Origin of the sequence: Cohnella sp. GCM10027633 (assembly GCF_042675445.1) — a bacterium.
Taxonomy (GTDB): domain Bacteria; phylum Bacillota; class Bacilli; order Paenibacillales; family Paenibacillaceae; genus Cohnella.
On record NZ_JBHTGV010000002.1, the window covers coordinates 85,270 to 98,442 of the forward strand.

The 13,173-nt window shown below is 53.6% G+C and carries 6 protein-coding genes; all 6 read left to right on the top strand.

Going from position 1 to position 13,173, the window contains the following annotated elements; translation table 11 throughout:
• Positions 1 to 5 precede the first annotated feature (5 nt).
• The 6 genes from ACFQZG_RS05200 to ACFQZG_RS05225 all read left to right on the top strand — a co-directional run bounded on the left by ACFQZG_RS05200 (position 6) and on the right by ACFQZG_RS05225 (position 13,064).
• Complete coding sequence (locus tag ACFQZG_RS05200) at positions 6 to 1,319, top strand: carbohydrate ABC transporter permease (protein WP_378150500.1); 1,314 nt, start codon at positions 6 to 8, stop codon at positions 1,317 to 1,319.
• Positions 1,306 to 3,993 (top strand): family 78 glycoside hydrolase catalytic domain, encoded by a 2,688-nt coding sequence (locus ACFQZG_RS05205; RefSeq protein WP_445297462.1) that lies wholly within the window; start codon positions 1,306 to 1,308, stop codon positions 3,991 to 3,993. Before ACFQZG_RS05200 ends, ACFQZG_RS05205 begins: the two co-directional genes overlap by 14 nt.
• Before the next feature lie 24 nt (positions 3,994 to 4,017).
• Positions 4,018 to 5,880 (top strand): GH39 family glycosyl hydrolase, encoded by a 1,863-nt coding sequence (locus tag ACFQZG_RS05210; protein ID WP_378150502.1) that lies wholly within the window; start codon positions 4,018 to 4,020, stop codon positions 5,878 to 5,880.
• A gap of 269 nt (positions 5,881 to 6,149) precedes the next feature.
• On the top strand, positions 6,150 to 9,239 hold the full coding sequence (locus ACFQZG_RS05215) for a DUF5722 domain-containing protein (RefSeq protein ID WP_378150503.1): 3,090 nt from the start codon (positions 6,150 to 6,152) through the stop codon (positions 9,237 to 9,239).
• Positions 9,240 to 9,451: 212 nt separating this feature from the next.
• Positions 9,452 to 11,836 (top strand): family 78 glycoside hydrolase catalytic domain, encoded by a 2,385-nt coding sequence (locus ACFQZG_RS05220; protein WP_378150504.1) that lies wholly within the window; start codon positions 9,452 to 9,454, stop codon positions 11,834 to 11,836.
• Positions 11,837 to 11,954: 118 nt separating this feature from the next.
• Positions 11,955 to 13,064, top strand: a complete 1,110-nt coding sequence (locus ACFQZG_RS05225; RefSeq protein ID WP_378150505.1) for a GntR family transcriptional regulator — start codon at positions 11,955 to 11,957, stop codon at positions 13,062 to 13,064.
• Positions 13,065 to 13,173 lie beyond the last annotated feature (109 nt).

A 13,173-nucleotide genomic window follows, 5' to 3' on the forward strand; every position in this document is an offset into this window, starting at 1 on the left:
GCCTTATGAAACAAACGAGAATGGCGGAGAAGGGACAACGGTCGCTCACCGTAACGGCCTATGCGGTCACGATATTGTTCACGCTTGCTTCGCTTGTTCCCCTCCTGTGGATGATCTCTTCGGCCTTCAAGTCGGACAAAGACATCGATGCCTATCCTCCCAAATGGATTCCCGGCATTCCGCAATCGGTCAGGGTCACGCTGGATTATTCGGGACTCGAGCCCATGGAGGAGTTTCAGTATGAGAAAGATGCCATGGAGGCGATCTGGTATCCATGGATGAAAAATATCCGCGAGAATATCGGAGAAGTCAAAGTAACGGGCATCCGGAACGGAAAAACGATCTATAAGGCGCGGACGAGTTCTTCCAACTTCCGAGCCGGACAGCCGACCGTCGTTCCGTCGACGCTGTTCAACGACCAGATGATGGATCGCAAGCTTCCGATCATTCGCGAGAAGAAGCTGTCGAAGTTTACTTGGTACGGGGACGCGGGCCAAGCCGTACGGCCGGTGCCGGGCGTGGCCGAAACCGATCTGTCGACGCGGTTCGCCGATTTTTACGGATCGTCGGATCTATTCCAAGGCAAAGTCGTGAAGATCGAGGAGAAGAAAGCGTGGACCCGGATGTTCGACAGTTTCGTATCGCTGAACAAGATCGCCATGAACGCGGCAGGTCCTCTTGGATTCATGAAGTATTTCATGAACAGCGCGATCGTGACGTTGTCTTCGGTATGGCTTCAGTTGTTCTTCGGGGGATTGGCCGGCTATACGCTGGCTCATCTGATCAGAAGCAGGAAGTGGCAGTTTTTCTGGATCATGTTCTTCCTGGCGACGATCATGATCCCCGATATATCGCTGCTCTTGCCGCTCTATCTACTCATGAAGGATTTGCACTTGGTGAATTCGCTGTGGGCGATCATCCTGCCGCACTCCGCCTGGGGAATCGTGATCTTCCTGTTCAAAGGGTTCTTCGATCAAATCTCGAAGGAGCTCCTGCAGGCCGCAAGGGTCGACGGCGCATCCGAATTCCGGACGTTCCTGCAGATCGTCGTTCCGCTGTCCGTGCCTATTTTCGCCTCGGTGGCCGTGCTGACGTTCATCCCGGTCTGGAACGAATTCGTCTGGCCGCTCGTCGTCAATAATCTGCCGCAATACTGGACGTTCACCGTGGCGCTGAACGATCTGCAGAACCAGAGCAACGTGCAGCAGAACATGATTATGGCCAGCTCGTTCATCTCCATGATCCCGCTGCTCGTCATCTTCGTCTTCGCGCAGAAGTATATCGAGAAGGGCGTGTCGTTCTCCGGTGTCAAAGGATAATAGAGGAGCGAGCCAGACCATTCATGTCGTTAATCCTAGATGCGAGTATGCTGCGAACCCCGTGGGGATTCAAGCGAAGACGCCGCGGTTCAGCTGGCAATTAAGCGCTGCCGGACGCAATAGGTTTCAAACGGCTTATCGGATTACCGTAGCCGACGAACCCGGGAAATTGCTGGCGGGGCGCGGATTGCATTGGGACTCCGGCAAGATACGATCGGATCAACAGGTTCACATCGAATACGCGGGCAGTCCGCTGGCAAGCGACTCTCGCTATTATTGGCGCGTCGCTGCGTGGGATGAAGCGGATGCGGAGGGGGAGCCGGGCGACATCTCCTTCTTCCATACGGGACTGTACCGGGCGGAGGATTGGAACGGACAATGGATCGGCGCGCCGGACGTCGCCGGTTCGCCGTTGTTCCGCGCGACGTTCACGGTCGACCGGCCCTGCGCTCGCGCCGTCGCGTACTTCGCTTGTCTGGGCTACGGGGAGCTTTACTTCAACGGCAACAAGGTCGGCGACCACGTGCTGGATCCCAACTGGAGCGATTACGACCATCGGACGATCGAAGGGCTGCTGTATCCTTACGAAGATAACGGTTCGAAGACGGTCTACTACGTCGCTTACGATATCACTTCCGAACTGACTACGGGCAAGCAATGCATCGGCGCGATGCTAGGCAACGGCTTCTATAACCAAACCGTTCGTACGATAGAGGGCCGGATGTCCTACGGACTCCCCCGTATATTAATCCAGTTGGAGCTAATATACGAGGACGGCAGTAAGGAGCGCATCGTAACCGATGAAAGCTGGCGGTGCGAGAGCGGTCCGATCGTGTTCGACAATGTCTTCGTCGGCGAGGTTTACGACGCGAGATGCGACAAGAGAGGATGGAGCGAGGCGGCATACGACGACTCGTCGTGGCGATTCGCGAAGTCCATGAAGGCGCCGAGCGGCCGGCTGACGGCGCAGCAATCTCCGCCGGATAAGGCGATGGGTACGATACAACCCGTTAGCCGGACGCGGCTCCGAGAAGGGGTCTACGTATTCGATATGGGCCAGAACTTCTCGGGGTGGGTTCGGCTGCGGGTGAGGTCCGAGCATGGCGGTCGGTATGAGATGCGCTATGCCGAGGAATTGGATCCGGACGGCGCGCTGGACTTTACGAGCGCGGGCGGGACGGAGCAGATTCAACGGGACGTCTATATCGCGAAAGGCGATGGCTTCGAATGCTACGAGCCGCGATTCGCCTGGCACGGGTTCAGGTATGTCGAAGTCGCCGGATTTGCCGAAGAACCGGCCGAGGACGCGGTTATCGGCGTAGTCGTGCATTCGGCGGTCGAATCCGCCGGTTCGTTCGAATGCTCGGACGAGACATTGAATCGCGTGCAGAGCATGTACCGTTGGTCTCAGCTTAGCAACATGCACGGGGGCGTCCCGAGCGATTGTCCTCATCGCGAAAGACTGGGTTACACGGGAGACGGTCATATAACGGCGCTGGCCGCCATCTATAACTTCGGGATGGCCTCGTTCTATCGCAAATGGATTCAGGATATCGCAGACGCCCAGAACCGTCAAACCGGCTTCGTCCCTCATACCGCTCCTTTCAACGGAGGCGGAGGCGGGCCGGGCTGGGGCAGCGCGTACGTCATCGTCCCTTGGCTTATCTACCGGGCGTACGGAGATCTGAGCATTCTGCGGGATCACTATGCAGGCATGCGGAAATGGGCGGAGTACTTACGCGGCTGCACCGATGACGGGTGCATCGTCGTGAGGGAAGAGCCGGGCAGTTGGTGTCTCGGCGACTGGTGCATTCCAGGTTCGATCGAGCTGCCGGAGCAAGTCGTCAACACCTATTTTCACGGCTATGTCACGAAGCTGCTCGGACGCATCGCCCATGCGCTGGGTCTATCCGCGGACCGGAAGGAATACGAACGGCGATACGAGGAAATCTGCTCGGCGTTCAATGAAGCGTTCCTTGACCGAGGGTTGAACCAGTATTCGATCGGAAGGCAGGGGTCGGATCTATTCGCCTATGCGTTGGGATGCGTCCCGTCCGATGCGGAACCGTTCATCAGGCAAAGACTGCTTGCGCGCTATGCGGAGGAGAACGACGGCTGCATCGATACGGGGATATTCGGCACGGGGTTATTATTCGACGCGTTGGGCGGATGGGGGGTGACGGATACCGCGATTGCCTTGGCAGTCAGGGATGAGTATCCCGGCTATGGCTACATGCTGAAGCAAGGCGCCACGACGCTCTGGGAGAGATGGGACGGACTCGAATCCCATAACCATCCGATGTTCGGCAGCATTAGCGCGTGGATGTACGAACATGTAGCAGGAATGCGGATGTGCGACGAATCGGTTGCGTTCGGCCGCGTCATCGTGAAACCTCCAACGACTTCCAAGCTAACTTATGCCCAAGCATCGATTGCAACGATCAGAGGAAAATACGCCGCGAGTTGGAGACGCGATGGAGAGCAATGGGTTCTCGAGACGTCCGTGCCGGTTAACGGATCCATGGCGATAGAGCTGCCGGCCATGGCAAGTTCGGTCTCGATCGCCGAGAGCGGGCAAAGGCTAGCGGAAGATTCGGATTATCAAGTAGACGGCAATCGGATCGTTCTGGGCTCGGGCGACTATCGGACGAGTTGGAGAATTGAAAGCGCTTAATCAAATCGAACGGGAGTGAGATTAATGAATTTTGTGCCTAACAAAAAGCGGATATCGCTTACTTTGGTTCTGACCATGATGATGACGATGATGTTGTCCTTTCCTCAAATCAGCTCTGCCGCAACGTCCGCTACGATTCGTTATGATCAGAATTTGGGTCAACGCAGCCCTAACGTCTTCGGAGGAGCGATCAACGTTCTGGACGGCACGTCCGATGTAGATGCCTTGCGTTCCGTCGGGATCGGCTTCGCGCGCCGCGACGTGTACTTGTCTCAAATCCTGCCGAATACGACGGTAACGCAATATCTCGCCGATATGTCCGTCGCTGGCGGAGTGGACGATCCGAATAACTGGGACTGGAGCCAATACGGGTGGGTGGACACCTACGATAACAAAGGTCTCCGGACCATGATCATCCTGTCCTACAACGTGCCGTGGCTATCGTATAATAACGCGACGAACGGCGTTCCGAGAAACTGGACCGTGTACGAGGATATCGTCAAGAAGATCACGCAGCGGTTCCAAGGGAAAATCGATTATATCGAGGTGTGGAACGAGCCGGATCTGACCCACTTCTTGGATGTCGCCAATAGCGGTTACGCCAACAGCTTGGCGGCTTACAAAGCGATTTACTTGCATGCGGCCAACGCGATCCGCAGCGTCAACGCGACGATCCCGATAGGCGGACCGGCATTGTCCACGACGGATACGAGCTGGGCGAACGCCATGCTGCAAGATGCGAGCATCAAGCCGAACGTCAACTTCTTGTCCTATCACCATTATCAAATGACCCCTAACGGCGAGCCGAATATTCAGGCCTTGCGCAATGTCGCGTCGGCGAACGGCGTGTCCAACATGCCGATCTATATCACGGAATGGAACTGGGATTGGCAATATATCGGATCTTCGATGAATAACGATTCGACGGATGCCATCCCTTACGTCGCCCAGAGATTAAACGACATGATCTGGAACAACGTTGCGGGAACCGGCTATTTCGCCTTCAACAAGCAAACGACGCATGCGGATTTCTACTCTATTTACGCCAACGGAAGCTTAACGCCGAAAATGAACACTTACAGAGTGTTGGCGAAACAACTCGGACTCGGGGACGGTGCATTCACTTTAAGAGGCAGTTCGTGGGTAAACGGAGCATCGAATATCGTTGCCGGCGGCGCCACCAACTCGAGCGGCAATCACGTCGCTTGGGTCGTGAATACTTCGACTTCCGGCGGCGACAATCAAATCGTGAATTTCAATGGTCTTAAAGCCAATACGACTTATGTCGCTACGGCCTATGAAGCGAGCATTTGGCAGAACGGCACTTCGGTCAGCTTCACGAATTCGTTCACGACGAACGCCGGCGGGAACGCGAGCATCTCCTTCTGGACGCCGTACGAGTCGGTGATCGGCATTAAATTAACCGAACAAACCCCAAGCTCGGGCGCATTGGCCAACGGAAGCTTCGAATCGCCTGCCACGTCCGATTACGTATACAGACCGCTCGGCGCGACATGGACGTTCGCGAACGATGCGGGCATTCAGCGCAACGGCGGCGCCTTCGGCGCGACGGCAGCGCCGGTAGGGGTGCAAACCGCGTTCGTTCAACGGAGCGGGGAGATGGCCCAATCCGTTAGTCTGACGGCGGGGACGTACAAGGTCAGCTTCAAGGCGGCCAAACGCACGACGCACGGCGGCACGCAAACCTTCAATGTCCTATTCGATTCCACCGTCATCGGCACGTATACGCCTTCGACCGCGACGTTCACTTCGTATACGACGAGCAATTTCACGGCGGCGGCAGGCACGCATGCGATTCGTTTCGTCGGTACGACGACCGGCGACAATACGGATTTCATTGACGACGTCGTGCTTGTAGCGGTTTAGGAGAGAGGTTCGTAACTGAATAATCGTTGCAGGCCGTAGTTTTTGTGGTCTATGTCTTGTTGAGAGAGGTGCGAGCAATCGCACCTTTCCTTTTTTTTATTGCTAATCTATTGATCAAAGTATATATTGATACTATCAAGTATACTTAGTTTGTGTTAAAGTATTATTAATGTTGCGTTTCATAAATATTTGCTTTCAAGAGTAAACCGCATTTTTGAATCATGCCGTTTACTCTTTTTACATAAATAAGACAATTAATGAGGTGGTACATGATGAAGAGAAGGACGATTGCTTTTCTGATGTTTTCCTTATTGAGCATAACGTTAATGATCCCGTTCGTTCCGGGGGCGGCCCCCGCGACAGCGGCTGTACTCCAGTCGGATTATGGCAGCTTCGAATCGGGTACGGACAATTGGCAATGGGGAAGCAACGTGAACGGGCTGGGCCATGCGACGAGCAGCATTAACGGACCTACTACCCCTTATGCCGGCAACAGGATGGGAGAGCTGTCGACTCCGACGGTGCCGGGAACTTCATGGCGGGCGATCTACAAAGACTTCTCGCCAGGTCTCAACGTATCCGCGACTCCCTATTTCCACGGTGCCTTCAACACTTACGGCATCAATGCCACGCACAATCAATTCGAGGTGAGAATCACCTTCTACAGTAACGCGCAGACTTATATCTCGACTCAGAACATCTCGGCCGACATGTGGAACGAGCTTAGCGTGGACTTGAACGGTTGGAGCTATCGCAATAATGTAACTAGAATTGAAATCGCTTTCAGGTCCAAAACCTATACATCCAATTGGGACGGGGGAAAGCACCAGCTGGATAACATCGGCTTCTCCGCGTACCCGGCTACGTATCCGGGCGCGGTTAGCCAAATATCCGCCAATGCATCGCAGATTACGGCTAATGGCACGTATACAACGGTTTCTTCGGCTCAATTGGATTTGATCGAGCTTCAGCCTTACGAGCAATACAATATGACTGCGACGTACACTCCTCAGGCTACCCAGACGATCACTCCGAGCGGAGGCGTAGCAAGCTTCTCGTTAAGTACGCCGCGTATGGCAGCTTCTCGCGACAAGGCTTACTCCAAGTTCGTCGTCGTCGATCGCGCCACGAAGAAGCTGATTGCAAGTCCGACTTACGTGAACCAATTGACATCTTCCGTGAACACGTATGCTTTTCCGACCGCTCAATCGATCAAAGGGCTGCAAGTGCAGAACGTAGATGACGCGCAGAAGCTCGGAATCGGGCATGCGGCGCTTAACGTAACCTTTAACGATATGTTCAAGGATAATGCGACCAACGCCATTGCATTCGTCATGGATGGCGTTACCTACTACTTCAATCAAGATTACGTCAGTCGGTTGGATAAGGATATTAAGACGCTGTCCGACGACGACGTCATCGTAACGCTGATTCTGCTCATGCAGAACGCCGGCGGTACGATCAATTCCAAGCTCATACATCCCGACTATTCGGGACACGGAATCATTGCGGCGATCAACACAACGAACGCCGACGGAATACGTTACTGGAAAGCGGGCATGGAGTTTCTCGCCAGCCGATATACGAGAAGTGACGAGCTATATGGCAGAGCAGTGAATTACATTGTCGGCAACGAGGTGAATTCCCCCTATGATTGGTACGAGATGGGGAACAAGAATTTACAGGATTTCGTAGAGCAATACGCCAGGGCTTATCGAATCGCGGAAACCGCCGTGAAGAAATATTACGACAAGGGGAGAACGTATATCTCGCTTGACCCTTTCTGGAACAGCAGCCTCGCAGGCGATGCTCTGAAATATTATAAAGGGAAGGCCGTGTTGGACGAATTCAACAAACGGATTGCCGCGGAGGGCAACATCCCATGGAATATCGCGTACCATCCTTACCCGGAGGATCTATCGGACCCGACGGTGTGGGCCGACTCCAGCCCTACGAACAGCCCCTATTCCGTCAAGATTAACTTTAAGAACTTGCAGGTATTGACCGATTACATCGGGACATCTTCGTATCTCTTTAACGGGAACAAGAGGAGAATTATTTTGTCCGAGGAAGGCTTCCATTCCATGAGCAACTCCTTGGCCGATCAGAAGATTCAGGCGGCAGGTTACGCATACTCCTACTATAAGGCTAAGTTTGTCGGAGGGATCGATTCCTTCATCCTGCATAGGCATGTCGATCATGGCGGGGAGTACGGCTTGAATTTCGGTCTATGGACGAGAGACGCGACCAAGTCGATTGCTTTCGCCCCCAAGGATCCGAAATACATTTACGACGTATTCAAAAAAATCGATACGAGCGAATCCGCGGCCGCGACCGAATTCGCGAAGAGCATTATCGGCATTAGCGATTGGTCTTCCGTCATTCCGGGGTACAACGCGTCCCAGTTGGCTGACAGGACGCCTCCCGCCGTCGGCAGTCTGGCGGCCGTGTCGTCGATCGGCCCGACTGCATACGTCTCCGGCTTCGAGACTTCGAACGACGGGTGGAAGATCTCGGAATATTCCCGGTCGGCCGCTGCGGTTACAAGTTTTGCCAATGGCCCGGGAACGCCGTTTGCCGGTTCGAAGTCGTTGGAGGTCAATATATTCAACTCCAATGGAGAAGCGGAAGGCGGAGCGAGGGCGGAGAAGGGCATTACCAAAGTATTCGCTTCTCCGATCGACGTAACAAGCACGCCCAGGTTTCAATTCGCGATGAATTCTTATGGGGGGGCTCCCGGCGCGACCCAGTACAATGTGACTGTGCGTATTTACAGCGGTGACAACATTATCGAAGGCAAAGCGCTGCTGACAACCGATTCCTGGAACAAGTTTTCTATGGACTTGAGCGGCTGGGCTCACAAAGGCAGCATAGACAAAATCAAGATTTGGTTTAGCGCGAATACGACGGCCCTTTGGGATGCAAGATATCAAATTGATCAGATCGGGTTTAACGGCTCTCCCTCTATCGTGGGCGTAACAGCCTCATCGGTGGCGCCAAATACGACATATACGGCGAATAAGGCCGTAGATAGCCATTTGAACACCCGCTGGTCAAGCGCTTACAGCGACCCGCAATGGCTGCAAGTCGACTTGGGATCGACATACAGCATCGATAGAGTGGTCTTAAATTGGGAAGCGGCGTATGCGAAGGCTTTTCAAATCCAGGTTTCGAACAATGCTACCGCGTGGACGACCATATATAGTACGTCCACGGGTACGGGCGGCATTCAGGATTTGACGGGTTTATCGGGTTCGGGGCGTTATATTCGCATGTATGGTACGCAAAGAGTAAACCCGGCGTCCGATTGGGGTTATTCCCTCTGGGACTTTCAAGTATATGGTGGAAATCCGGTTTAGGGCGAGCCGTGCGCCCGAGCGAATGAGGACAAGTAATTGTAAAGGAGCTCATCCGCTGCGGCGGATGAGCTTTTTCATTAAGCGGCGGCCTGGAGCGACCGCTCTACTTCGTATATTTTTATATACACATATCTGTTTAAGTATATTATAATGGTTTCAAAGAATACTTTAGTGACAAACCGTTAGCATACAAGCTTGGGAGGCAGCTTATGATGGAAAGTCGTTGGACCGCGGAATGGATATGGGCGGAAGGTACGCTCGGACATCATGATGTGTTCGTGGAAGCAAGAAAGACATTCGAAGTTCCCGCGGGAACTGACCGAGCTTGCATCAGGATTTCGGCGAATCAGTCCTACAAGCTTTTTTTGAACGGAGATGAGTTGGGGAGAGGACCGGCTCCTTCCGATTTGGATTGGATATCTTATGATACCTACGAGGTCATCGACCATTTGAGAGACGGGTTGAACGTGATCGCGATCGTTGCCAATAATTTCGGTCACGCAGAGATCGTCACGATGCAGGCGCAGGGGCCGGGAGGCCTGATCTGTCAGGTCGATTTGTATGCGGAGGGGAGTTCCGGCATAGAGCCGATAGGGACGATCGCTAGCGGAACCGATTGGCGGTGCAGGCGATCGGCATGCTGGAAGCAAGGTACGAGTCGTCTTCATCTCTGGGGCGGGTACCGAGAGATTTATGACGTTAATTATGAAGATGGTTGGTTAACGGAAGATTACGACGATTCCGCTTGGCCGGCGGCGGTAGGAGTCGGGAAGATCGGGCAATCCCCTTGGCCGCGGTTGCTGCCGCGAGAGATACCGTTTCTCAGCAAGACGATCGTGCATCCGATCGGCTATGTCGCGGCGGAGGCTTATTTGGGCGCTGTCTATTCGCCTGAAGCCGTTGTTGCGGATAGGGGCTCGTCCGAATCGTTCGTCATGGATGCTTCCGTCCCGGGAAGCCTGCCGCAGGTCACCTACGACTTCGGAGCCGAAATCGTAGGTTACTCGAGACTGGAAGTGTCGGCGCCGGAAGGCGGCGTTGTCCAACTCTACTACGGAGAATCGCTTGAGATGGCACTAATGGACACGTTCCTCTTACGCCCGGGAGACAACGTGCTCGCCCCTTTCGGCCGCCGCGCGTTCCGGTACATGAAAGTCGCGGCGATGGCTACGCCCGTACCGATAACGGTTAAGGAGCTGAAGGTTGAATTCGTTCACTATCCCTATTCGGCCGAAGGGAGGTTTCTCTGCAGCGACGAGTTGCTGAACCGAATTTGGGAGACGGGGCGTTATACGACGATCGTGAATAGCCAGAATCACTTCGAAGATTGTCCTTATCGCGAGGCTGCGCTATGGGTAGCGGACGCCGTGGTGATGTCTAAAGTCGTCTATCATATCTCCGACGATCCGGCCATTATACGCAAATCATTGCTGCAGCTCGCTAGAATACAAAATCCGGATGGATCGATTCCGGGAGCCGGGCCGCAGAGAAGCGCCTTCTTATTGCCTGATTTTTGCGCTCATTGGCTCTTCGGAGTGTGGGATTATTATGCCTATAGCGGAGACCTGAAGTTCTTGGAAGAAATATGGCCGAACGTGCTTCGGCTCATCGACTGGTTCGAGAACCAAGAGAATCGCGATGGATTGTTCGCGGGGGCAGATCGCGAGGGCTGGTGGTGTTTCATCGATTGGTCGGATGATATCGAGCGCAAAGACCGCGTAACGGCCATCTCTTGTTTCTATTACAAGTTCTTGCTGACGGCCGCGAGCATCGCCGGGTTGCTAGGCGAGCAAGAAAGGGAAGAGAAGCTCGGCATGAAAGCCAAGGCGCTGCGTCTTTCGATCCGTTCGTTGCTGCGCGTTCCCGGTACTAACGTGTATTCGGATTGCTTATCTGGCGAGGGATTGTCGCCGAGCATCACCGCGCAGACGAACTTCGTGGCCGCATGGTCGGGAATCATGGAACGATCCGAAGCGGCATCGTTCATTGAAGATTACTATTCGGCGAATAAGCTTCCGCGCATTAAGGGCGCCTTCTTCTATCATATCGTGCTCGAAACGCTGTTCCGGTACCGATATACCGAAGAGGCGATGAAGCACATCCGCGGCTATTGGGGCGCCATGCTGGACCGAGGAGCGACGACCTGGTGGGAGACATTCGATCCTTCTTTGCCTTTCCCGACGACGCCAAGCGCATATCTTGGACATACGCCGACTTATCTAATGGATTCGATTCCCGTGAGTCTATCGCATGGGTGGGGGGCATCGCCTACGTATTTGCTTAGCCGGGAGTTGTTAGGAGTGAACATGTCTTCGGCCGAAACGACCGGCGTGATCTTGCAGCCTAATGCCGTCAATGGCGTCGATTGGGCGGAGGGCATTGTTCCTACCAAATACGGCAATCTGTATGCGGAGTGGCGAAGAGGAGAGGACGGAGTCCTTCAATTCCAGGCCAAGCTTCCTAGCCAACTCTCTTGGGAAGCGAGGGGGCTCGAGGACGTGACTTCGGTCCATGAGGAGACCGGTTTCGTAAGAGTGACAGCCCGAATAACAAGTACCGTTGCACGCTCGCAAGAGCTTTTGACGGCCAATGAATGAAGTAATTCGCTATCCAAGATAGGCGACCCGGGCAGAAGGACGAGTTCGAGGTCGCTTATTTGGTTTGCGAATAAACGATAGATAAAGTATACTTAACCCAAGTCGGGGGGATGGTTAAGTGAATACGGAGAAGCCGGATAAAGCTCCAATGTATCAATATATTATTAACGATATCAAGCGTAGAATCGAATCTGGCGAGTTGCAGCCGCATAATCCGCTTCCGACGCAGATAGAGCTTGCCAAAGAATACAACACGAGCGAAATTACTTCGCGTCGGGCGCTTTCCGAGTTGGTTCAGGAAGGGTATGTTTACCGGATCCGCGGCAAAGGAAGTTTCGTCCAAGAGAATTTAACGAACACGGCAGGTTCAAAGCCGATCCGATCGATTTATTTTGCCCATCATAACGATCTGTCCGATTTCAATCACCCGTTCTTCAACGATATGTTCGAGGGAATTCAGAGGACTTGCGAGGAGAACGGGTTATCGTTCCATCTATGGAATCTCGGCAAAGACTACGAGCTGCCCGACGATCCGCATGCGGGCATCATCCTGCTTACGGGCACTTTCAAATTCGACTTATCGCGCTTGACCGCATGGCAACAAGAAAGCCGCAAGATCGTTACGGTTCATTTCTATTATCCTCATCTGGGGATTCCTTACGTTATCGTCGATAACTTGACAGGGGGTTACCTGGCGACCCAACATCTCCTCTCGCTCGGTCATCGGCGGATCGGAGTGATCATTACGGGGAAATCGATGCTGGAGATGAATCAGGAATTCTCGTTGCGGTTGCAGGGCTATCGCTTGGCGCTGTCTCAGCACCAAATCGAGTTCGATCCGGATCTGATCGCCTTCATGAGCGGTCATAACGAACGAACGGAGATGGGGGCGGAAGGATTCAATCGGTTGATGGAACTCGAGAACCCTCCGACGGCCATATTCGCGACGAGCGACTTCAAGGCGTTCGGAGCGATGGAAGCGGCCAAAGAGAGGAAGCTTAAGATTCCGGACGACGTCAGCATTATCGGCTATGATGATCTCAGGGCAAGCGAGTATACGTATCCGTCGCTTACTAGCGTTAACCAGAATACAAAACGGATCGGTCAACGCGCCGTCGAGATCTTGTTATTCGAACTTACGGACGGGAAACTAGTCAAAGACGAGATCGTGCCCACTTTGATTCATAGAGAAAGCACGGGACCACGAGCATCGGCAAATGAAAACTGAGTTTTAATCGTAAATAGAGGGGCTGTCGTAACGTATACGATAGCTTCTTTTACGTTTTTGGGCTGTTGGAAAAACCTATTGCATATTATTTTCTATTCAAGTATACTTT

Bases quoted from the DNA above. Each gene is read 5' to 3' on its own strand.
- ACFQZG_RS05215 (WP_378150503.1), top strand. From the start codon at position 6,150: ATGATGAAGAGAAGGACGATTGCTTTTCTGATGTTTTCCTTATTGAGC.
- ACFQZG_RS05200 (WP_378150500.1), top strand. From the start codon at position 6: ATGAAACAAACGAGAATGGCGGAGAAGGGACAACGGTCGCTCACCGTA.
- ACFQZG_RS05210 (WP_378150502.1), top strand. From the start codon at position 4,018: ATGAATTTTGTGCCTAACAAAAAGCGGATATCGCTTACTTTGGTTCTG.
- ACFQZG_RS05220 (WP_378150504.1), top strand. From the start codon at position 9,452: ATGGAAAGTCGTTGGACCGCGGAATGGATATGGGCGGAAGGTACGCTC.